Annotated in this window: 14 protein-coding genes; 10 read left to right on the plus strand and 4 right to left on the minus strand. The window is 54.2% G+C overall.

All coding sequences use genetic code 11. The features are described from left to right. Positions 1 to 75 precede the first annotated feature (75 nt). Both AC0YNW_RS15735 and AC0YNW_RS15740 read right to left on the minus strand, forming a co-directional pair. Positions 76 to 1,062 (minus strand): zf-HC2 domain-containing protein, encoded by a 987-nt coding sequence (locus AC0YNW_RS15735; protein WP_475832737.1) that lies wholly within the window; start codon positions 1,060 to 1,062, stop codon positions 76 to 78. Continuing rightward, entirely contained in the window at positions 1,059 to 1,565 is a 507-nt protein-coding gene (locus AC0YNW_RS15740) for an RNA polymerase sigma factor (RefSeq protein ID WP_475832738.1), read from the minus strand. The genes AC0YNW_RS15735 and AC0YNW_RS15740 overlap by 4 nt, the downstream gene beginning before the upstream one ends. Positions 1,566 to 1,982: 417 nt before the next feature. Between AC0YNW_RS15740 and AC0YNW_RS15745 the strand changes: the two genes are divergently transcribed. From AC0YNW_RS15745 to AC0YNW_RS15780, 8 genes are all read left to right on the plus strand, one after another. After that, positions 1,983 to 2,618, plus strand: a complete 636-nt coding sequence (locus tag AC0YNW_RS15745; protein ID WP_475832739.1) for a TetR/AcrR family transcriptional regulator — start codon at positions 1,983 to 1,985, stop codon at positions 2,616 to 2,618. Positions 2,619 to 2,626: 8 nt separating this feature from the next. Further along, positions 2,627 to 3,103, plus strand: a complete 477-nt coding sequence (locus AC0YNW_RS15750) for a DUF4188 domain-containing protein (RefSeq protein WP_475832740.1) — start codon at positions 2,627 to 2,629, stop codon at positions 3,101 to 3,103. Between the two features lie 266 nt (positions 3,104 to 3,369). Next, entirely contained in the window at positions 3,370 to 4,317 is a 948-nt protein-coding gene (locus AC0YNW_RS15755; protein ID WP_475832741.1) for an NAD-dependent epimerase/dehydratase family protein, read from the plus strand. A 20-nt stretch (positions 4,318 to 4,337) separates the two neighbouring features. Beyond that, on the plus strand, positions 4,338 to 9,896 hold the full coding sequence (locus tag AC0YNW_RS15760; RefSeq protein ID WP_475832742.1) for a type I polyketide synthase: 5,559 nt from the start codon (positions 4,338 to 4,340) through the stop codon (positions 9,894 to 9,896). After that, a complete protein-coding gene (locus AC0YNW_RS15765; protein WP_475832743.1) occupies positions 9,893 to 16,513 on the plus strand; it encodes an amino acid adenylation domain-containing protein in 6,621 nt (2,206 codons plus the stop codon). The genes AC0YNW_RS15760 and AC0YNW_RS15765 overlap by 4 nt, the downstream gene beginning before the upstream one ends. Before the next feature lie 17 nt (positions 16,514 to 16,530). Further along, positions 16,531 to 17,310 (plus strand): thioesterase II family protein, encoded by a 780-nt coding sequence (locus tag AC0YNW_RS15770; protein WP_387470705.1) that lies wholly within the window; start codon positions 16,531 to 16,533, stop codon positions 17,308 to 17,310. Positions 17,311 to 17,613: 303 nt separating this feature from the next. After that, positions 17,614 to 18,774: a copper amine oxidase N-terminal domain-containing protein gene (locus AC0YNW_RS15775; RefSeq protein WP_475832744.1), complete on the plus strand. Its 1,161-nt coding sequence runs from the start codon at positions 17,614 to 17,616 to the stop codon at positions 18,772 to 18,774. 127 nt (positions 18,775 to 18,901) lie between these two features. After that, the gene (locus AC0YNW_RS15780) at positions 18,902 to 19,738 is read left to right on the plus strand and encodes a hypothetical protein (protein WP_475832745.1); all 837 of its coding nucleotides are present in this window, start codon (positions 18,902 to 18,904) and stop codon (positions 19,736 to 19,738) included. A 147-nt stretch (positions 19,739 to 19,885) separates the two neighbouring features. Here the strand turns inward: AC0YNW_RS15780 and AC0YNW_RS15785 are convergent, their stop codons facing one another. Continuing rightward, positions 19,886 to 20,746, minus strand: coding sequence for a pentapeptide repeat-containing protein (locus tag AC0YNW_RS15785; protein WP_475832746.1), 861 nt, complete (start codon positions 20,744 to 20,746; stop codon positions 19,886 to 19,888). 86 nt (positions 20,747 to 20,832) lie between these two features. Here AC0YNW_RS15785 and AC0YNW_RS15790 point away from each other — a divergent pair, with 86 nt between their 5' ends. Then, on the plus strand, positions 20,833 to 21,702 hold the full coding sequence (locus tag AC0YNW_RS15790) for an aminoglycoside 6-adenylyltransferase (protein WP_475832747.1): 870 nt from the start codon (positions 20,833 to 20,835) through the stop codon (positions 21,700 to 21,702). A gap of 210 nt (positions 21,703 to 21,912) precedes the next feature. On the opposite strand, the gene AC0YNW_RS15795 is transcribed toward AC0YNW_RS15790, so the two are convergent. Beyond that, positions 21,913 to 22,134, minus strand: a complete 222-nt coding sequence (locus AC0YNW_RS15795) for a hypothetical protein (protein ID WP_475832748.1) — start codon at positions 22,132 to 22,134, stop codon at positions 21,913 to 21,915. 94 nt (positions 22,135 to 22,228) lie between these two features. Here AC0YNW_RS15795 and AC0YNW_RS15800 point away from each other — a divergent pair, with 94 nt between their 5' ends. Next, positions 22,229 to 22,429 carry a hypothetical protein gene (locus tag AC0YNW_RS15800; RefSeq protein ID WP_475832749.1) on the plus strand — a complete coding sequence of 67 codons (201 nt, stop codon included), beginning with the start codon at positions 22,229 to 22,231 and terminating at the stop codon, positions 22,427 to 22,429. Positions 22,430 to 22,479 lie beyond the last annotated feature (50 nt).

Consider the following 22,479-nt stretch of genomic DNA (forward strand, 5'->3'; position numbering starts at 1 on the left):
AAATTGAAGGCGACCGTTCCAGAGAACGGCCGCCTTTATTAATGGGATGAAAGGTTTATAGACTTAATGGCCCAACTACTTCAGATCAGAAATCGACAAGCTCTCTAGCAGCTTTGGTGTAAGCGGATCATTTTCCGCAATGTAAGAGCCGCCTGTGAGGTAGAACACTCCTTTGTCATTGCCGGACAGACTGATCTTGCCTGACTTCACAACCTGCTTGCCGTCTGTCAAATGAAGATAGAAGCTATAACTTGTCACGCCGTCGTATTCGATTACATAAGAGGAACTGATTCGATGGCCGGTTAGCGTATGCCCTAGCTGCTCCCACTCCTTCATATTGGCGATGAAATTCGCTTTGCTTCTCTCATAGAATTGCTCATAGCTCATGTCTCCGTATTTGTCGATAAAGTCCTGGGCGTTCTTCTTGTCCGTCTCTCTTGACTCTGGGAATTCCTCGTACTGCTGCATAATCGCCTTGACCTGCTCCTCCGTATAGTTAATTTCTCCGTTTGTATAAAATAGGCGACCGTTCTCGTCAGTTTCCGGCCTGATGCTCTCTTCCTTGAAGGCCAGTATATCCGCCGAATGCTTTAGTCCTTCTTGAATGTCATCATAATAATAAAAGTCCATATTCAGATAAGAAAATGCCCGCTCGTAATCCCGCTTCTCCAGCGCGGTGAGAAATTGGCTTGCGGCATAATGATCATACAGATTGGTGAACGACATGCCTTCGCCGCGATATTGATTGATGCCCAGGAACAGCAGGGGGATGATCAGCAGCAAAGGAATAAGCGATAATAGCCATCTCCTCTTGATGCGTCTTAGCACTCTTTTGGCAGCATGATCACGTTGTTGTTCCTCCACTCCTTCATTCTGCCCCGCGTCTTCTTGACTTCCCAGCAGTACATCAACCGCCATGGGCTGTGCCATCGCTTCATATTTCTTCCGGCATGCCGGACAGCCTGCCAGATGTTCTTCGACATAAGCCTTACTCTCTGAGGAGCATGCGCCGTCGACATAAAGCGGCAGCAAGTCATACACGATATTGCAAGATGTGCTCATTCACGTTCCTCCATTTCCGTTACGATTCGCTCTTTTGCGCGGTAATAGGTCATTTTTGCCCAGGATTCGGTTTTGCCGAACAAGCTCGCAATTTCTCTGAATTTGAGCTCGCCGAATACTTTCAACGTGAACACTTCCTTATAGGGCTCCGGTAACGCGTGTAGGATACGATGAACCATGATGGCCTGTTCTTTCTGGAGCATCCGGACGGTAAAGTCGCCCCCGGCCTCGGTATCATCCCATGCAGGCTCATCCGCACGCCGCTTGCTCTTCTTGTATTCATTGAAGTACAAGTTCTTCGCAATCTGGCACAGCCAGCCATACAGGGAGGCTTGACCCTTGAAGCGGTCGATATGAAGGAAGGCCCGATAGAGGGTCTCTTGCGTTAGCTCTTCCGCCATCGCCTCATCATGGGTGAGGGATAAGAGGAACCGATGCACAGGAGCCGAATATTGTTCATAGACCTCAGAGAATTGCCGCAATTCATCACCTCTCTCCCGCATCTCCGTCAGCCTCGTCCTTCTATTAGACAATCGAAGATTGAAATAGACACATAGTTGTAGAAAAAAATGTAGATGGATAGCCAAATTCGCCGCAGTGAGGAATCGACGGATAACGACTCTCCAGCCTCTTGAGTGTACGCATGAAAACCCTATAAATCTACATATTGTTCGTTCGACAAAACCCGACAAGGTTAAGCGGTAGGAATGAGACGAGACGACGTATCGGATAGACTTGCGCAAATGGTATGATGGGAGAAATCAGCAGCGGATCGTATAAAGACAAATGAGCGTCGTTGGTCGTCTGCCAAGCGTTTGAATGACGGTAATCTTGTTAAAGTTTGGAATAAATGTTGACAATAATATTTATCGTAAGTAAAGTTATTGACATGAGTTAACGAAAAAATGAGGATGATGCTCGTGGTTATAGCGGATATTTCATTAAGGGAGATCAAGAAGGCTAGAGCCAAGATTGCTTTATATGAGGCTAGTCTGTCCTTAATGGAAGACAAAATGTTCCATGAAGTGATGCTGGAAGACATTTGTCGACAGGCCGAAGTGTCGCGTGTTACGTTTTTTAAGTTTTTTCCGAAGAAGGAAGACGTGCTTGTCTACTTCATGCGGGTATGGCTGACGGAACGGATTATCGAGATTGAACAGGAGAAGAAGAAGGGCTTCGATGCCATCCGGCACTTGCTGTACAAGGTAGCCGAACAGACGAAGGTGACGCCTGGCATACTGCCCAGCCTGATCTCGTTCCTGGCGGAGATGAGAATGCATCCTCATCTGCAGGAAATGAGCGAAGCCGAGGTTCGGCTTCTCTTTCCTGATCATGAAGAGGTAGGGAGCTCCACGCCCGATCTCCATAAGATCTTCCATACCAGCATGGAGCATGCCGAGAAGACAGGAACACTGAAGGACGGGATATCGCTTGACCGCGCGGTCAAGGTGCTGTTCACGATCTTCTATGGCTCGTTCCTGACCGCTCAGCAGTATGCTTCTACCGATATCATCGGGTTCTACGAGATTCATTTGCAGCTTCTCGAGAAAGGGTAGGAAGTCAGATGGCCGTCATATTCCCCGGAAGGTATACCGCTGGGATGGAGGGATCGTTCGTCGTGTTTCATATCGGCGTACGGATTAACCGGATTTGGGCGGTGCACCGGTGGCTGCCGGTGACGCTTGCGATGAGCCCCATGCTGCAAGAATTGTATACGAACAAGGAACTTGGTTTCCTCCATGCGAGCTTTCATTTCTCTTGGCGCGGTATTACAGTCATTCAGTACTGGCGATCGTTCGAGCAACTGGAGCATTATGCGAGACATGGGCAGAAGCATCTGAAGGCCTGGCGAAACTTCCATCGGAAGGTCGGGGCTAGCGGCAGCGTCGGCATCTACCATGAGACGTATGAGGTGCGCAGGGGCTGCTATGAGGCCATGTACAACAACATGCCCGTCTACGGATTGGCCAAGGCGGGCAGCCATCAGCCGATTACGGCAAGCAAGGATACGGCAAGGCAACGGATTGGAAGAAAGTCGTAGTCCGGCTCCATATGAACACGTTCTAGGAGGGGGTTGTGATGCAGACACCTCCGAACAAGCATAGCTGAAGCAAGCCGGAAGCGGACCAAACCCGCTGCTGGCTTGCTTTTTTTTGCTGATCCAGGCACTTTTGAGTATGTGCGTAAATAACTGAACACAATTAATAAAATTTACTTGACTAAAGATATTTACTGCGATTCTCAAAATGGGTATAATTAGCATCGTAGGTTGTAGACTCCATATTAGGAAGGGGAATGTGTGAGGAGATGAATGAACTTCATGTAGTCATTGGTACCGGGCCGCTCGGCATGGCGGTTATGGAGGAGTTGCTGTTTCAGGGCAAAAAGGTGCGCATGGTCAATCGCAGCGGACGTGCCAATGTACCTAATTCGGTACAGGTCGTGAAGGGGGATGCGACGATTTCAGCTGAATTTGCAGGTGCCTGCCGGGGAGCGTCCGTCATCTACCATTGTGCCAAGGCGCCCTATACGGCTTGGCCTGAGATGTTCCCGCCCATTATGGACGGTATTATCGAAGCGGCAGAGAACGAGAAGGCCATTATCGTCTATGCAGACAATTTATACATGTACGGCAGCGCGAGACGGGATCTGACGGAAGACCTTCCGAACAGGGCCGACGGGCGCAAAGGCATTACACGGGCCCAAATGGCCAACAGGCTCTTGACTGCGCATCGCAGCGGCAAGGTACGCGCCGCAATCGGCCGGGCTCCGGACTTCTTCGGTCCGGGCGTGCTGGACTCCGCTTTGGGAGAGCGGGTCTTCCGGGCGGCGCTTGAAGGCAAGCCGGCTGAGGTACTTGGCAACATTGATGCTCCTCACACTTATATATACATTCGTGATTTTGCCAAGGGGCTGGTGAAGCTGGGTCAATCTCAGGCATCGCTTGGGCATATCTGGCATGTCCCGGCCGCTGAGACGCTTACCACGCGTCAGATCGTATCGATGATCTACAGCATGGCAGGAAGGGAACCTAAATTCCGTGTCGCGCCGAAAGCATTCGTGGCACTGCTCTCTCTTTTTAATGCGAATATGAGAGAGATTAAGGAAATGCTGTATTTGTTCGAGGAGCCTTTTGTCGTCAACACGAGCAAATATGAGAAGATGTTCGGCAAGGACACGACGCCTCACGAGCAAGCCGTTGCCGAGACGATGGCCTGGTTCCAGAGCCTGTCGAATCATAAAAAAATTTCATAGGAAACAAGAGGTGAGATCGGGTGAACAGACAGGAACAAGCCATGGGCATCAACGAATTGCAGCATGCGAAGGAACCGATTGCAATCATTGGCATGGGTTGCCGCTTCCCCGGAGGAGCGAGCAATCCTGAAGCCTTCTGGAACATCTTGCAGAGGGGCGTTGACGGCATTACAGATGTTCCTCAGGATCGTTGGAGCAAAGCAGCCTATTACGATCCAGACCGATCAAAACCAGGCAAGACGAATACGCAATGGGGAGGTTTTCTGGAGCAGGTAGATCGTTTTGACGCGTCTTTCTTCGGGATATCGCCACGCGAGGCATCCCTTATGGACCCGCAACAGCGCTTGCTGCTGGAGGTTTGCTGGGAGGCACTGGAGAATGGAGGACAAGTAGCCGAACGGCTGAAGGGCTCTGATACCGGCGTTTTTATGGGCGGTTTTACGCTGGATTACAAGCTTCTGCAATTTTCAGAGAGCAACAGGCATTTGGTAGATTCGCATACGGCGACGGGCGCGATGATGACGCTGCTGGCGAATCGAATCTCTTATCTCTTTGACTTCCGCGGCCCTAGCATTTCGCTGGATACGGCTTGCTCTTCCTCCCTGGTAGCGGTCCATCTGGCTTGCCAAAGCTTATGGAACGGGGAAAGCTCGCTGGCGCTCGCCGGAGGGGTCAACGTGATGCTGAAGCCGGATTATTTCATCGCCGAGTCAAAGGCGGGTATGCTGTCTCCAGATGGCCGCTCCAAGGCATTCGATTCCAGGGCGAACGGCTATGTGCGCGGTGAGGGAGCCGGCATGGTTGTGCTGAAGACGCTGTCGAAGGCAATTCAGGACGGCGATCCGATTCATGCGGTCATTAGGGGAACAGGCGTGAACCAGGACGGACACAGCTCCGGTATTACGGTTCCTCGCGGGGAAGCTCAGCGTGCGCTTATGGAGGAAGTGTACCGGAGGGCCGGTGTCCATCCGGCACAAGTTCAGTATGTTGAAGCCCATGGTACAGGCACGCCGGTCGGCGATCCGATCGAGGCGAACGCGCTGGGCTCGTTCCTGTCCGAGGGCAGGGAGGACGGCAAGCCTTGCTACATCGGCTCGGTGAAGACGAATATCGGCCATACCGAAGCGGCTGCCGGTATTGCGGGCTTGATCAAGGCAGTCCTTTGCCTCAAGCATCGTCAGATTCCTCCACACCTGCATCTGATTGAGGCGAATGAGAATATCCGGTTCGATGAGCTGAAGCTGCAAATTCCGCAGCAATTGACTGACTGGCCGTATGCGGACGGACCACGTCTGGCGGGCGTTAACTCATTTGGCTTCGGCGGCACGAACGCCCATGTCATCGTGCAGGAGGCACCGGAGCTGGTCAGAGGCATCCAGCAGCAGAGCGGCAGCGATGAGGAGCGGGATATGCTGCTGCCTTTGTCTGCTCGAAGCGAGGAAGCGCTGCGGACATTCGCCATGACTATGCGAGCGAAGTCGGAGCGGTCCGCAGAGGCGGCGTCCCTGCAGGATACCGGCTATATGCTGTCAAGGCGCCGCGATCATCATGGCGTCCGTATCGCTGCAGTAGCGGGGTCGAAGAAGGAGTGGGCTGAGCTGCTCGAGGGGATTGCCCAGCGGGATGTTCTGCCGGAGTCGACAGGACTGAATCGCGACGGTACGGCTGCGGCGCTGCCGCCGCTGGCCTTCGTCTTCACCGGCATGGGCCCGCAGTGGTGGGCGATGGGCCGCCAGCTGATCGGCGAGGAGCCCGTCTTCCGGGCGGCAATCGAGAAGTGCGACCGGCTGTTCACGGCGCATGCCGGCTGGTCGCTGCTGGATGCGATGATGGCGAAGGAGCCGGAATCACGCATGGGCGAGACTGAGGTGGCTCAGCCGGCTAACTTTGCCATTCAAGTCGCGCTGGCTGAATTGTGGCAATCATGGGGCATCGTGCCAGAGGCGATTGTGGGCCATAGCGCCGGTGAAGTGGCTGCAGCCCATGTTGCGGGCGCATTGTCACTGGAGGAGGCTGTCCGGGTCATTTATCACCGCAGCCGTCTACAGCAGCAGACGACTGGACAAGGCAAGATGGCAGCTATCGGACTTTCACTAGAGGAAGCGGAGCGGAGATTGGATCGCTCGGAGGGCGCCGCAGTATCCATTGCCGCTATTAACAGTCCAAGCGCGGTGACGCTGGTCGGTGAGCCGGAGGCGCTGGGGACGCTGACTGACAAGCTGGAGGCGGAAGGGATCTTCTGCAAATACTTGCATGTCAGCGTTCCGTACCACAGCCATTACATGGAGCCACTACGGGCAGAACTGACGGGCGAGCTTCACGATCTGGAGCTGTCTCATACGGCTATTCCGCTCTACAGCACAGCGACAGGCCACAGGATCGAGGGCATGGATCTCCATGCGGAATATTGGTGGAAGAACGTACGGGAGCCGGTCTACTTCGCTTCGGCTGTGCAGGATATGATTAGGGACGGATACGGCACTTTCGTAGAAATCGGCCCGCACCCTGTATTGTCGAGCTCGATCTCGGAGTCGTTGATGAAGCTCGGAAGGACAGGCCATACCATTCCATCCTTGAAGCGCGGCGCACCTGAGCGGAGAACGGTGCTGGAGTCGCTGGGCTTGCTGTACCAATTCGGTTATGAGATCCATTGGAATGCGCTCTACCCGGGCAAGAAGCCATTTATCCCTTATCCATCTTATCCTTGGCAGCGTCAGCGCTACTGGCATGAATCCGCGTTATCTGAGCAGGACCGGATTGGAAGTGCTTCTCACCCGCTGCTCGGCCGCCGCCTGCCATCGCCATACCCGACATGGGAGGTGGAGCTGGATGCCCGCCGCCTGCCGTTCCTGGACGATCACCGCATTCAGAATGCGGTTGTCTTCCCGGGTGCGGGCTATGTGGAGATGGGCCTTGCTGCGACGCGGGAGCTGTACGGCGAAGAGGCAGCCGTCCTGCATACCGAAGCTATTGCTTTCAAGAAAGCTCTCTTTATCGGGGAGGGAGAGACCGTCAAGCTGCGTATTGCCCTTGATCCGACTGCTTCACGGTTCAGCATTTTCAGCAGCCAAGGCGATACGAACTGGACTCTTCACGCGGAAGGCTGCGTCAGTCCGCATCATGGTCAGGCCAGGCGAATAGAGCTGGACGAATTGCAAGTGCGCTGCGGGACCGAGATTGCCCGTGATATCTGCTACAGCCACTTCAAAACAATGGGGCTTCAGTATGGACCGACATTCCAGGGAATCCGGCAACTATGGCAAGGCCGCAACGAGGCGCTGGCCAGAGTGGACGTTCCAGTGGGTCTGGTACCGGAGCTGTCCGCCTACCGCATTCATCCGGCTGTGCTGGATGTTTGCTTCCAGGTCATGGCCGCTGCACTGCCAATCGACCCGAATGCTTCGTCGGTTTATATGCCGGTTGGGGTTACTCAGGGGCATGTCTACCGCCAGCTGTCGGATGCGATGTGGATTCACGCCACAATCTCGGAGCAGGATGCTTCCGGCCTGCTTGGCGATATCCGACTAATGGATACGGAGGGCAATCTCATTCTGGATATTCAAGGCTGCCGCGCCGTCTCGCTGCGGGATGAATCGGCTGCTTTGAATAAGCCGCAGCAGCTGTATGAGATGAACTGGTTGCAGCAGGAACGGCTTCCTGCCGCAGCCATGGAGGATCAACACGCGTCAGGCCGCTGGTTGCTCTTCATGGACCGGCATGGCGCGGGAGATAAGCTGGCTGGCGAGCTGGCTGGTCAAGGCGCGGCCTGCATTCAAATATACTCAGAGCGTGTATACCGTGCAGATGAGGCTCATGGACAATACGGAGTTAACCCTGCATCGCCTGACGACTTTGTTCGTCTTCTGGAAGCCGTATGCTCAGGAGACGACGCGGATATTCGCGGCGTCATCCATCTATGGAGCCTGAATGCAGCGCATACGGAAGGAGCAGATCGGGCGGAACTGGAGGATGCGGAGCAGGAGGGCGTCATTGCGGTCATGCATTTGGTGCAGGCCATTGCCGGGCACAGCTGGAGAAGAAAGCCGAAGCTTTGGCTAGTGACGAGCGACAGCCAGCCTGTCCAGCCTGGTTTCCGCGGACTTGCGCTCCATCAGTCGATGCTGTGGGGACTTGCGAGAACGCTCGGGCATCAAGAGCACAAGGATATATGGGGCGGTATCATGGATACGGAAAACTGCAGCATGGACGGCTTGTTGGAGGAGATTTTGCGGTCAGACGGCGAGGATCAGGTGGCCTTCCGAGGTGGCAAAAGGTATGTCGCCCGGCTGGAGGAATGCGCGCCGATGGCGAGAATTCCGGCGAAGCTGCGATCTGACGGCAGCTATCTCATTACGGGCGGCTTCGGCGGACTCGGTCAACTCGTTGCGAGGTGGATGGTGGAGCACGGGGCGCGCAGACTCATTCTGGCCGGTCGCGAGAAGCTGCCTCCGCGCGCGTTCTGGAAGGATGCGGAACGCGACAATCCGTCTGCGGCTAAGCGCATTGCAGCCGTACGCGCATTGGAAGCGATGGGGGCTTCGGTGCATGTAGCGGGTCTTGATGTTGCGGATGCCGACCAGCTTGCCGAGTTCATGCGCACGTATGAGCAGGAGGGCTGGCCTGCCGTCCGGGGCATTATTCATGCGGCTGGTGTGGCGAAGCCTCAGCTGCTCGTCCAGATGACGCAAGCGCAGTTCAGCGACGTGCTTCAGCCGAAGGTAGCGGGAGCATGGAACCTGCATCGCCAATTCGCGGACGCGCCGCTCGATTTCTTCGTTCTGTTCTCGTCGCTCGCTTCAGTGGTTGTGTCGCCAGGACAAGCAAATTATTCGGCAGGCAATGCCTTCCTTGACGCACTTGCGCACCATCGCCGGTCACTCGGATTACCGGGACTCAGCATTAATTGGGGACCATGGGGCGAGATCGGCATGGCTACACAGCTCGATCTGGTCGAGTTCTTCGGCAATCGCGGCTTCTACCCGATGAGCAATGCGCAAGGGCTGGAAGCGATGGAGCTTTTGCTTGGTCAACGGCTTGCCCAGGCGACGGTACTTGCCGCAGACTGGCCGGTCGTTGCGGAGAAGAATTTCCCGATGGGCATCGCCCCTATTATGCTGGAGAGTCTATCGGCACAGACCGACGAAGACAGAAAGGCATCCATGCAAGGGGATGGACAAGCTGGCATACGGAGCCAATTGGAGGGAGCCGCTGACGCCGAAGCGCGGTATCGCTTGCTTGAGCACTATTTGATGGACGTCGTATCAGGCATTCTCCGCATTAACCGCTCGCAGCTGCTGCCGGAGCAGCCGCTTAGCGTATGGGGACTTGATTCGATGATGGCGATCGAGATGAAGAATCGGATTGAGACGAATCTGGGTATGAGCGTAGCCGTCGTGGAATTGCTGAAGGGCTCAAGCGTATCGCAGCTGACGGGCACGCTATTGTCACAACTGGCGGTCGAAAGCAAGGAGTTGGATGCAGACTTGAAGGAGCTGCTATCGGAAGCAGATTCCCTCTCATTGGAAGAGGTCGAAGCCCTGCTTCAAGAAGTAGCAGCCGGCGGGGGGCTTAAGGAATGAGTGAGAAGTTGACGGACAAGCTGGCAGCATTGTCGCCGGAGAAACGGCTTCAGCTGCTGGAGGCCATTAAGAAAAAGAAAGCCGGGGAGGCTGTGTTGGAGCCGTCTCCGGCCAAGCCACGGACAGGAGAGCCTATTCCGCTCTCCTTCACGCAGCAGCGCCTGTGGTTCCTGCAGGAATTAGATCCGCATAGTCCGTTCTATAATATTCCATCTGCTTTCCGGCTATTCGGTGAATGGGATCAGGAACTGATGTCGGAGAGCCTGCATGAGATGGTCCGCAGGCATGAAGTGCTTCGTACAACCTTTCGTATGGGCGATGAAGGCAGACCTGTGCAGATCGTGGCTGCTTCTCCCAAGGTGACGCTGCGCTCTATTGACCTTCGAGCATGGCCGGAGGATGTGCGGTTCGCGGAAGCGGAGCGGATCGTGAATGATGATGTGCAGCGGCCCTGCGATCTGCGGATCGGGCCGCTCTGGTGGGTGACGCTCATTCGGTTGGAGGATCAGGAGTATCAGCTTATTCTCACGATGCATCACATCGTATTCGACGGTTGGTCGCTTGGCGTGTTCATCCGGGAGTTGTCCTCGATCTATGAAACGTTGTCATCAGGAGGGGATCTATCGGTACTTCCTCAGCCGTTGACTCAATACGCAGATTATGTCTTCGCCCAGCGAGAGCGGGCTAGCCAAGAGCTGCAGAATCGCCAGCTCGCTTATTGGGTAAGCCATCTTGCGGGCGAGCTTCCCGTTCTGGAGCTGCCGGCGGACCGGCCTCGCCCGCCGGTGCAGACCTTCCGCGGGGCGATGCACACGCTGGTGCTGCCGCGAGAGCTGTACGATACGCTGAAGATCTACAGCCGAAAGAATGAAGCTACGTTATTCATGACCTTGCTGTCGCTATTCAAGGTGCTGCTCTATCGCTATACAGGTGTATCGGATATTATCGTCGGTTTCCCCATCTCCGGGCGCCATCTGCCGGGCACCGAGCATGCAATTGGCGTATTCGTCAATACGCTGCCGCTGCGTACAGGAGTGTCCGGTCTTCAGACATTTGCCGAGCTGCTGGGCGAGGTGCGCAAGACAGCCTTGAACGCTTACGAGAATCAGGACGTTCCCTTCGACCGTCTGGTGGAGACCATTAAGCCGGAGAGGAATTTGAGCCATAATCCGTTGTTCCAAGTGCTGTTCACTTATCAGAACGCGCTTCCTCCTATCCGGACGGGAGATCGTTCTATTACATATGAAGCTATTGACGGCGGTACGTCCAAATTTGATTTATCCCTCGATATCTTCGAAGGTCCGGACGGCCCCACTTGTATATTCGAATATAATACTGACCTGTATGACCGCGATCGTATTGTTCGCATGGCCGAGCACTTCCAGGTGCTTGCGGAGGCGGTCACGGGAGATGAATCTTGCCGAATCGCTGAATTGCCGCTGCTTGGGACGGCGGAGCGGGAACGGATGCTTGTGGAATGGAATCGCACATCCAAGCCGTACGAGCGTGTGGCGGCGATTCATCAGTTGTTCGAGCGGCAAGCGGCAAGGATTCCTAACGGAACGGCCGTAGTTATGGACGGAGAGTCGCTTACCTATCGGGAACTGGACGAACGGGCGAACCATATCGCGCTCAGACTTCAGGGAATGGGAGTCGTCTCGGGAACGCGTGTCGGCATATGTGTAGAGCGATCACTGGACATGATTGCAGGCGTGCTGGCGATTCTAAAGGCTGGCGGGGCGTACGTGCCGGTCGATCCGGACTATCCGGCGGAACGAATCGAGTATATGGTGGAGGATGCCCGGTTGTCGGTTATGCTGACGCAGCAAGCTCTGGCGGACAGGTTCACAGGGGGCGATCTTGCCACGCTCCTGCTTGATGCCGGAGAAGCGGGGATCCCGGGTGCGGAGAAGCTGCGCCAGCCGGAGATGACGGAAGATGACTTGGCCTATCTCGTATACACATCAGGAACGACAGGCCAGCCGAAGGGAACAATGGTGAGTCATGCGAGTCTCGTTAATGCTTATTTCGGTTGGGAGGACATATACCGCTTGCGGGCGGATGTGAAAGCCCACTTGCAGCTGGCGAGCTTCTCCTTCGACGTCTTCACAGGAGACTGGGTCAGGGCGCTGTGCTCTGGCGCCAAGCTTGTACTGTTGAAGAAGGATACGATGCTGGATGCGCCCCGTCTGTATGAGTTGATGAAGAAGGAGAGGGTCGATGCCGCTGAATTTGTCCCTGCGGTATTCCGGAATTTGATCCGTTACCTGGAGGCGACGGGGCAAACGCTCGACTTCATGCGCTTGCTGTGCATCGGCTCGGACCGCTGGTACGTTCATGAATATAAGCATTTCAGACGATTCTGCGGGCCTGATACGCGCCTGATCAATTCGTATGGGCTTACTGAAGCAACGATTGATAGTACATACTTCGAGGGCGATATTGCGGGCATGTCGCCCAATCAGCTCATTCCGATTGGAAAGCCATTTCCGAACCAGCAGGCTTATGTGCTGGATGCCAATCAGCAGCCCGTTCCGGTCGGCGTGCCGGGAGAGCTCTATATTGGAGGGCGCGGGCTTGCGCTCGGTTACTGGAGGCGTCCGGCTCTGACGGCTGGACGCTTCATCCCGCATCCGATTCGCAGGCATGAGGGAACGCTAGTCTACCGGACGGGAGATCAGGCCAAGTATCTGGCGGACGGCAATATCGAGCTGCTGGACCGCATGGACAATCAGGTGAAGCTGCGCGGCTACCGAATTGAGCTTGGGGAGATCGAGACGGCGCTGAACCGCGATTCATCCGTAAGGGAATGTGTTGTGCGGGTATGGGAGGATCGGCTGCTGGCGGCATGGATCGTGCCCGAAGCGGGGATGTCGGTCAATACGGACAGACTTCGCAGCGCCGTTAAGCTAAGCTTGCCTGACTATATGGTCCCGGCCTCCTTCGTCGTGATGGAGGAGCTTCCGCTGACGGCCAACGGCAAGGTCGATCGCAGCGTTTTGCCTGCTCCGACCTTGCAGTCGGAAGATGATGGTTCCTACGCAGCGCCCCGCACGTTAATTGAAGAGAAGCTGGCTGGCGTATGGGCGGAGCTGTTCCAGGTCAGACGAATGGGTATTCACTCCGATTTCTTCGTCAATGGAGGCCATTCACTCCTGGCCATTCAGCTGATTGCTTCAATCCGGGAGTCTTTCCAGGTGGACCTGACGCTGCAGGTGTTATTCCAAGCGCCGACCATAGCGGAACTGGCTGTTGTCATCGCGGAGAAGAGCGGGCAGCAGCAGCGTCATGATGAGGCGGTGCAGGCTTTACCGGAGCTTCGGAAGGATTCTGCTGGTAGGTATGAGCGGTTCCCGCTGACAGAGGTGCAGCAGGCCTACTGGATCGGACGCAACGAAGCATTCGAGATGGGAAACGTATCCACGCACAGCTATGACGAGCTGGAGGTTGAGCATATCGATCCCGCCCGTTTCCAGCTTGCCTGGAACCTTCTGGTGCAGCGACATGATATGCTCCGCGCCATCGTGACGGAAGACGGCATGCAGCAGGTGCTGGAGCATGTGCCGGAATACGAAGTTGCCGTTCTTGACTTGCGCGGCCATCCTGCCGATGACACCGAATCATCGTTAGCGGCGCTTAGGGAGAGCATGTCTCATCAAATGCTGGAGACGGACAGATGGCCCGTCTTTGACTTGCGACTAACTCTGCTTGACCAAGGGCGGGCTCGCATCCATCTCAGCTCGGATGCGCTTGTGTTCGATGCCTGGAGTTATGTCATTTTACTTAAGGAGCTGTCCAAGCTTCATCAAGATTCGGATGCCGAGCTGCCCGAGCTGGAGCTGACCTTCCGTGACTACGTGCATGCGGAAGCCCGAATGAAGGAGACGGACGCCTACAAGCGATCGCTTGCGTATTGGAAGGAACGCATACCTACCTTGCCGCCGGCTCCCGAGCTCCCGATGGCGAAGAGTCCAGGCTCGCTCAAGAACCCGTACTTCTCCCGGCTGCATAATCGGCTGGACGCCGATGTCTGGAGCCGACTGAAATCCAAGGCTACGCGCATGGGACTGACCGCCTCCGGAGTGCTGCTGTCGGCTTACGCTGAAGTGCTGGCTGCCTGGAGCAAGAATCGGAGCTTCTGCTTGAACCTGACCTTCCTGAACCGGCTGCAGATTCATCCGCAGGTCCATGATATTGTTGGCGAATTTACTTCCTTGACGCTGCTGGAGATCAATCACAGGGATGGCATCAGCTTTGTCGACCGGGCAGGAAGGACGCAGCAGAAGCTGTGGCATGATCTGGAGCATCATCATGTGAGCGGCGTACATGTGCTGCGTGAGCTAAGCCGCGCGCAAGGAGGACTGACCCGTGCGCTGATGCCGGTCGTCTTCACGAGCGCGCTGACACTGCCTATACCGGATCGCCAGAGCAGCGGATTCGATCTGAAGCCGTTCTACAGCATCACCCAGACTTCCCAGGTATGGCTCGATTGCGGCGTATGGGAAGATGAGAAGGTGCTGTATTGCAATTGGGATGTCGTCCGAGAGCTATTCCCTGAAGGGATGTTGGAGGACATGTTCGCTGCTTACTTCGGCTTGCTGAACCGTCTGGCGAACGAGGATGATATTTGGCATCAGGGCTGGGTCATTCGAGCTCAAGGTCAAAATTCCGCAAGCGCGGCTCAAGAGAGTGGAGCGGCAATCTCTGCTATTGCTCAAGCTCCTGGGGACGCAGTGGAGACTGTCCATTCTTCTAAAGGGCCGGGAAGTTTGTCCGCTCACGAAGCAATCTTGAATCCGACTATCGATGCTTCAAGCGACACTGCCCCCGCATTGCTGCATGAGTTGTTCTGCGAGCAAGCCAGGTCTGATCCTAAGCAAGCAGCGATTGCGACTTCCCAATTCGAGATTACTTATGGTGAGCTGAACCGGGTGACCAACCGGTACGCACGGCAGTTGCGCAAGGAAGGGGCAGGCCCCAACCTGCTCGTAGCCGTAGTGATGGAGAAGGGCTGGGAGCAGGTGGCGGCTGTGCTCGCCGTGCTGAAGTCGGGGGCGGCCTACTTGCCGATTGACCCTGATATGCCGCAGGAGCGTATACAATATTTGCTTCAGCAGGGACAGGTACATATCGTACTGACCCAGCCTTGGCTGGAGGCGAAGCTGCATTGGCTTGGTGAGGGAATGACCGTTATGGCCGTGGAATACGACGGACTGGCTCGGCTTCGTGATGGCCCTCTGGATTCGGTGCAGCAACCTGAGGATCTGGCTTACGTCATTTATACATCGGGCTCAACCGGCCAGCCGAAAGGCGTCATGATCGACCACCTTGGCGCACTGAATACCGTGCTGGATATGAACGAGCGGTTCAGCGTATCCAGCTCTGATAAGGTGTTCGCCCTCTCAGCACTCAGCTTCGATCTCTCCGTCTACGATCTGTTCGGGACGCTGGCAGCGGGAGGGACAATCGTCATTCCGGATTCCGATCACCGCAAGGACCCGGCACACTGGCTCTATATGATGCGCAAGGAACGGGTGACGATCTGGAATTCAGTTCCGGCCTTGATGAATATGCTGGTCGAATTCGCTTCCGGACAGCGTGAAAGGCTGAACAAGTCGCTGCGTCTCGTACTGATGAGCGGGGATTGGATCCCGTTGTCCTTGCCGGATGCGATTCGCGCCCTATGTGAGGATGTGGAATTGATTAGCCTGGGCGGAGCGACGGAGGCTTCGATCTGGTCGATCCTGTATCCGATCGGCTCTGTAGATCCTGCCTGGTCCAGCATTCCGTACGGCAAGGCGATGCGCAATCAGGGGATGCATGTGTTCAATGATGTAATGGAGTCTTGTCCGACTTGGGTGCCTGGCCAGTTATATATAAGCGGAACCGGCTTGGCCCGAGGCTATTACCGGGACGAGGAGAAGACAGCGGCCAGCTTCGTCGTGCATCCGCGAACCGGAGAGCGGCTCTACCGGACTGGTGATCTCGGCAGATGGCTGCCGGACGGCAACATTGAATTTATGGGCAGGGAAGACTTCCAGGTCAAAATCCAGGGATACCGTATTGAGCTCGGCGAGATTGAGACGGCGCTTGCGCAGCATCTGCATATTCGCGAGGCGATCGCGGCAGTGGCGGGAGCGGGCGGGCAGCAGAAGCTGGTAGCTTATCTGGTGCTTCAACAGGAAGGGGCGACGGATCAAGAGGAGATTCGCGGCTATCTGGCGAATAAATTACCTGATTATATGATTCCGTCCTACTTTATGGTGTTGGATGCGCTCCCTCTTACGGCGAACGGCAAGGTGAACCGCAAGGAGCTGCCAAGCGTGGAGTTCGCAGAGATCGCTTGTTCGGTTGAAGCTGTTCCTCCACGTACGGAGACGGAGGAACGGATTGCCTCGATTTGGCTGGAGCTGCTGAACCTGGAGTCCGTGAGCGTCTTCGACAACTTCTTTGAGCTGGGCGGAGACTCCTTGCTGGCTGTCAGGCTGATGGTCAGGCTCCAAGCCGATACGGGCTGTCCGCAGCCGCTTCGAGTATTGTTCGAGCAGCCTACCATCGCCGGGCTTGCAGCGCGCATGAGGACATGGGACGAACAGCCTGTTGCATCCCTTTCATGATTGGAGAGAACCTGTTTATGAATCCACAGAGAACCGACAGCCCGTGGCTGCATATTCCGAAGCCGAATCCGAGCGCGCGCCTGCGCCTGGTCTGCTTCCCCTACGCGGGAGGCAGCGCAACGATCTACCGGGAATGGCCGGCAGCATTATCGCCGGAGATTGAGGTTGTTGCGATTCAATTGCCAGGGCGAGGCAATCGATTTATGGATAAGCCGAATGGCGACCTGGACGCGATTATCGAACCTATGCTGGGTGTGTTGATCCCTTACTTGGAGGACAAGCCATTCGTCTTGTTCGGCCATAGCATGGGGGCGATGCTCGCATACGAATCGGCTAAGCGGCTGGAGTCGGGACTGCCGGGCAGTCTCAAGCATGTATTCGTTTCCGCATTTCGGTCCGTGCAGCTGCCGAGAACGGATGAAGGACGTTATCTGCTGTCCGATACAGGGTTGAAAGAAGAGCTGAGGCGGCTGAATGGTACGCCGGAGGCATTGCTGCAAAATGACGAGCTGATGGAGCTCTACCTGCCAACGATACGCGCGGATATGCAGCTCTGCGATACGTATACGTATGAGGCAAGTCCGCCGCTTGCTTGCGGCTTGACCGCATTCGGCGGAGTGGCCGACAGCGGCATTCCGCAGGAGGACCTGCAAGCGTGGGAGTCGCAGACAGCAGAGGACTTCGAGCTTCATATGCTGCCCGGCGGGCACTTCTTCATCCATAGCGACAGCCCGCAGCTTCTGCAGCTGCTCTCAGGCAAGCTGGAGCGTATTCTTCATTCGCATACGATAGCTTAATACGATGAACCCGGTATCTGTTGGATACCGGGTTTTTGTTCATTTGCAGGTGTACAATTATGTGATGACGAAACGGAGTTCATTGGTTCCGCAAGCCATTATCCACGGGGGAATAACCGAGGGGCCCTTGAATCGCATTGAGCAACATGCATCGGATCGAATTTCGATCGTTAGATCAAAGCGGGCCATTTCCCCAATTGGAGCACAATGAGGGGATCATGAAAAAACACCTCAAAAAAGGAAACCTTTTACTGAAATTGGGCGTCTTACTTAGAGGGATTATTTTGACCATTGGAGGAGTAAATGATGAAGTCAAGCAAATGGGTAATTGCACTTATGCTGTCAGTAGCTTTATTGGCAACAGGCGCTTATACATGGCCAGAAGCGGCAAGCGCTGCTGCCAAGCCAATCAAGGTCACCCAAAATAACTGGGAGCCGATCGAATTCCAGAATCCGCCCATTCTACAGAATGGAACGACTCAATTGCCGTTAAGGGAAGTCGGTACTTTGCTGAATAGCAAGACGACCTGGATTCCGGAGGGTAAGCGCATTGTCATTACGAATCCGCAGACGCGCATCGAGCTGACGCTAGGCAGCAAGCAAGCAAAGATTAACGGCAAAAACGTTGCCATGAGGACCGTTCCATACAACAAAAACGGCGTCGTCTACGTCCCGGTTCGATTCATCAGCGAAGCGTTCGGCGCAAAGGTCACCTGGCATGACAAGGAGCGTCGTGTGAATATTGATGTGGAAGCCAAGTATCTATATGTAACCCAAGGGGCAACCAGCTACTGGGTGGAAAAGACAAACGGCAAGCTCTATAGCGCGAGCAATGCCGATGCTATCAAGTTCATTGCGGATACAAAGGCTGAGGTGCTCGGCTATTCGGAATTTACAGTTGACCCGTTATCGGATAACGTTCATGTGTTGCAGGTTTATGACAATTACGGCGAACCAGGCATACATAATAACTTTTTTAAAATGGTACTTGTAAATCAAAGGCTCGTTTTGGAGTCAAAGGCATACACGGCTGGGCATCCCAACCGTAATATAGCTAGGTCGGCAGGCGATCATGCGCTTCTGATGAATGGAGCGATCCTCTATGAGGTTAGTCTGGAGGGCAAATTGGTAGGCGAGCACGACCTAAAGGCTATTACAGGTTACCAAGAGGACAACTTCCAAGTAGAGTGGTTCGACGATAATTATATGGTCGTTCGTCCGGAGAGGACGGGATGGTTGACGCTTGTCAACCGGAAGACGGAGGAGACGACGCTGCTGGCTGAAGCGGTACTGGACGAGGAAACTTGGAAAATCTATCAGTCCCTCGATCAGTTTAGTACAGAGTTCAATCAATGGGACGGGTTGAAAGTGATAGAGATTAAAGATAACAAGTTGATCTTGGAGCATTATCTGTTCATTGGCAGCAAAACAACGAAATACGAATTTAATCTGGCTAACAAATAAGAGAGTGGAGCCGTCCTGGACAGGGCGGCTTCCTGTCTTCGTCAGGCTATTACCGCACAAAGAAACGGTGATCTTACCACTACGTTTACCCTATAGAGATTAAATGGGAGAAGGATGGATACTGAAAGTGAAAAATAGAAATTTTGGTTCTTACAACCCACCGCCAACCTTGCAGGAGCTCATTCGTTTAAAGGAAGAGTTAGGTGGCCATGACCCGTTTTACGCAGGACTTAATTTTTACCTGGAGCTGGGCTCGTTCCGGTACTTTAATACGCCGTGTGATGTCGTGGTGTTCGGGAGTAATGGAGTAGACGGTATTCATTATGGTTTTCTGACAGACTTCGGAACTGTGGATCAGTTGGAGCATGCTCCCATCGTATGCGTGAGCCCAATGGATTTTGATCGGCCTGCGAAGATTATAGCTAACAACATAAAGGAGTTTCTGAGCTTATTGTTGACGGACGAGGAGCTGTTTTACAATGTGTTCGCAGCAGAAGAGGACTACCGTGCTGCGAAGCAGCGCTGGAAGGAGGAAGCGGCAGCCTCGCCTTATGGGCCAACCAAGGAGCAGAAGCAGAAGCGAGCGGATATGATAAGGGTGTTGAGAGAGCGTGTTTCTTTGCCGCAAGTCGAGAATCCGTACCGGCATCTAGAGCTCTTGGCACAGCAACGTCAAGAGAGAATTGCGGCTATGACACAAGATTTGCTTGGCGTTGTCGGCAGCTTGGCGGAAGGTGAAGTCCATATTCCGTATTACGTACATAAGGATGAAGGTCTTGATATTCAAGAACTGAGGGAGTATATGATGTCAGCGCCTGCTCTATCTAAAAAAGCGTTAATTCGGGATATCCAAATGAACTTCGTATTGCGGGACGAGGGAGAGCTTCGCAATATCGTCATACAAGCTTTGACTTCATTAGATTTAATTGATCAAGGGAAACGAATTATGGCCGAGGGCGAATAATATTAGAATGTGTAGTCAATTGTATATTCTTCGATTCTATCGAACACGCGGAGCAGGATGTGGATTACGAGACGGGGATGTTCATGCAGTTAGATAAAAGCTGCAAGAATGCGACAGGCAGCGGAATGATTCCGCTGCCTGCTGATGCTAGCTCCAATGCGCCGGACGCGTTAACGTTGGCGGGATACGAGTGGAAGCGTCGCCCTTCGCCGAGTTCATCTGGGATTGAGACAAGTAGAGACTGCCGGACAGATCGGCGCCGCGCAGATCGGCGTCCCGGAAGTCTACGCCAATGAGGTCGGCCGCCCGCAGATCGGCATTTCTTAGGTTAGCCGCAATCAGATAAGCACCGCGCAGATTGGCTGCCCGCAGATCGGCGCCCTTCAAGTTGGCGCCAATAAGGTCGGCTCCGCGACCGTATGTCTTCCGGTGGCTGGATGATCCCTTCATCCGGCGCAGCTCATTCTGACGGACAAGCTCGCTGGAGCGAAGCAGAAGCTGGTTCACTTCCGCCCGCCAGCCCGGCACGTCCACCTTCAGCAGCGACTCCGCGTCGAGCAAGACAAGCCGTTCTGTATCGTCAAGTGCCCTCTGCAGCTCGGGGTGAATCTCGGCTGCTTCCGGTCGGGTCAATGCTTCGTTCAAATACCAGAGCAGCTCATGCAGCTGCCACATAGCGGGGAATACCTCGAATATGAGTTTCGCCGACTCCGGATGCTCGCGCCAATCGCGGCCCTCGAAGGTGACCTGCGATACATGCTGGCCTGCGCCGAAGCAATCGTACACCGTACAGCCTTTGAAGCCTAGCTTTCGCAGATCGCGGTGAACGCCGCAGCGGTGATCCGTTTGCAGGTTCGGGCAAGGCTGCCCCGCGTGCTTGTCGATGGCGAAGTCCGCCGATGCAGCGAACGGCAGCGCCGTGCAGCATAAGCCAAAGCAGCGCTCACAGTCTGCATGCAGCCTGGTGGAGTAGCTTCCCTCAGAGCTTGTATAGGGATGAGACATCATGCGCCTCCTTCGTTGTCTAGTATTCTTTATGGTAGCATAGAAATAGGGTCAATTGGGAGAACAATAGTAGAAGGAGAGGCAAAGAGATGAGAAGCGAGAGGGAAATGATGAGCCTGGTGCTAGGGATGGCCGAGAAGGATGAGCGGGTACGGGCTGTTACGCTGGAAGGCTCCAGGACGAATCCTAACGTGCCTAAGGATTTATTTCGCGATTATGATATCAGCTTTCATGTGACCGATATGCAGTCGTACATCGATCAGCCGGATTGGGTCGATGCATTCGGCGAGAGAATCATCATGCAGATGCCGGAGGCGATGGCAATGTTTCCCCCGGATCTGGGCAACCGCTTCTCCTACTTAATGTTGTTCAAGGACGGCAATCGCATCGATATGACGCTTATACCGGTTGAAGAGAAGGACGATTACGTGAAGGAAGACAAGCTGATGCAGGTTCTGCTCGATAAGGACGGACTCTTCCCCGATGTGCCCCCTTCGACGGACGTTGATTATTGGGTGACACGGCCTTCTGCCGAATTTTACGCGGATTGCTTCAATGAGTTCTGGTGGGTGGCAACGTATGTCGCCAAAGGATTATGGCGGAAGGAAATGCTGTATGCACAGGATCATCTGAACAATCTGATGCGGCCCATGCTGGTGAAAATGCTGGAGTGGCAAGCGGGTATTCGGACGGACTTCACGTTAAGCGTCGGCAAGAATGGCAAGTTCCTGGACCGTTATATTCCGGAGGATAGCTGGCAAAAGCTAATGGCTACCTATCCGGCAGGCACGTACGAGAGTGTATGGGAAGCCCTGTTCCTGATGGGTGAGCTATTCCGTGAGACGGCCGAGTACGTGGCAAGCGAGCTCGGCTTCCTCTATCCGCTGGAAGAGGATGCGGCGGTGACGGATTATTTGGAGAGGGTTAGAGTGTTGGCACCTGATGCGAAGAGCATGTAGCGATCGTTGACCCATCGTGCTCAGGGCTAATTCATATTCCGGTGACGGTAGACTAGCGTTCTTTTCCTAAGATAGGCCTGCGAAACCATACAAGCCACGAGTTTTTTTATTTTGATCCGCTCTGGTTGTAAGTAATTCTGCGCAGAGCGGATCAGCATAGCTGCAAGCGAAGCTGGTTTCTAGGTGTGTTACAGCTGCAAATAAGTCAAATCAATCGGTATGTGCTGATGGTCGTATTTCTTCATTAGAGGATTGATTCAAAGTTTTTGCGACCATTACAATAGATTTATTTAACTGAATTAAGCGTTTATCGAGTGTATCTAGCCTTTGGTTAAAGGTACCTAAGACACTTCTTAACAAAATAATGGCAACTAGACTTGGAAAGCCAATAGTTCCGATAAGAGTCCCGATATTTTCGAGAGTAATATCCATGATCCGTCCCGTCCTTTCATTTTGGCTATAGATCCTCATTATGGTTTTTATAACATAAAAAGTGTGTTATCATAGAGATAAGGAGAGTGATTAAATGAATGAAAAAGATAAAGCTCCGCGTTTAACAGTCTACTTCCCGGATAACGTGAAAAAGCAATTAATGAAGATGGCCAAAGAAACTGGATTATCCCAAACACAAATCGCTGTTATAGCCACACATGGACTGTTAGCCCAGTATGACAAGTATGGACCAGCGGTCTTCAGAGGGCTTCTAGAATCATTACCAAATGAATAACATATTGCGTGACGTTACAAAACACTCTATAATACAAGCTTAGGAAGGAG

It is taken from the genome of Paenibacillus sp. J31R120, assembly GCF_056269225.1.

Excerpts from the sequence above, each read along its gene's own strand:
- AC0YNW_RS15785 (WP_475832746.1), bottom strand. The coding sequence starts at position 20,746 with ATGATGTCTCATCCCTATACAAGCTCTGAGGGAAGCTACTCCACCAGG.
- AC0YNW_RS15765 (WP_475832743.1), top strand. The coding sequence starts at position 9,893 with ATGAGTGAGAAGTTGACGGACAAGCTGGCAGCATTGTCGCCGGAGAAA.
- AC0YNW_RS15770 (WP_387470705.1), top strand. The coding sequence starts at position 16,531 with ATGAATCCACAGAGAACCGACAGCCCGTGGCTGCATATTCCGAAGCCG.
- AC0YNW_RS15800 (WP_475832749.1), top strand. The coding sequence starts at position 22,229 with ATGAATGAAAAAGATAAAGCTCCGCGTTTAACAGTCTACTTCCCGGAT.
- AC0YNW_RS15795 (WP_475832748.1), bottom strand. The coding sequence starts at position 22,134 with ATGGATATTACTCTCGAAAATATCGGGACTCTTATCGGAACTATTGGC.
- AC0YNW_RS15750 (WP_475832740.1), top strand. The coding sequence starts at position 2,627 with ATGGCCGTCATATTCCCCGGAAGGTATACCGCTGGGATGGAGGGATCG.
- AC0YNW_RS15775 (WP_475832744.1), top strand. The coding sequence starts at position 17,614 with ATGATGAAGTCAAGCAAATGGGTAATTGCACTTATGCTGTCAGTAGCT.
- AC0YNW_RS15735 (WP_475832737.1), bottom strand. The coding sequence starts at position 1,062 with ATGAGCACATCTTGCAATATCGTGTATGACTTGCTGCCGCTTTATGTC.
- AC0YNW_RS15740 (WP_475832738.1), bottom strand. The coding sequence starts at position 1,565 with ATGCGGGAGAGAGGTGATGAATTGCGGCAATTCTCTGAGGTCTATGAA.
- AC0YNW_RS15790 (WP_475832747.1), top strand. The coding sequence starts at position 20,833 with ATGAGAAGCGAGAGGGAAATGATGAGCCTGGTGCTAGGGATGGCCGAG.
- AC0YNW_RS15755 (WP_475832741.1), top strand. The coding sequence starts at position 3,370 with ATGAATGAACTTCATGTAGTCATTGGTACCGGGCCGCTCGGCATGGCG.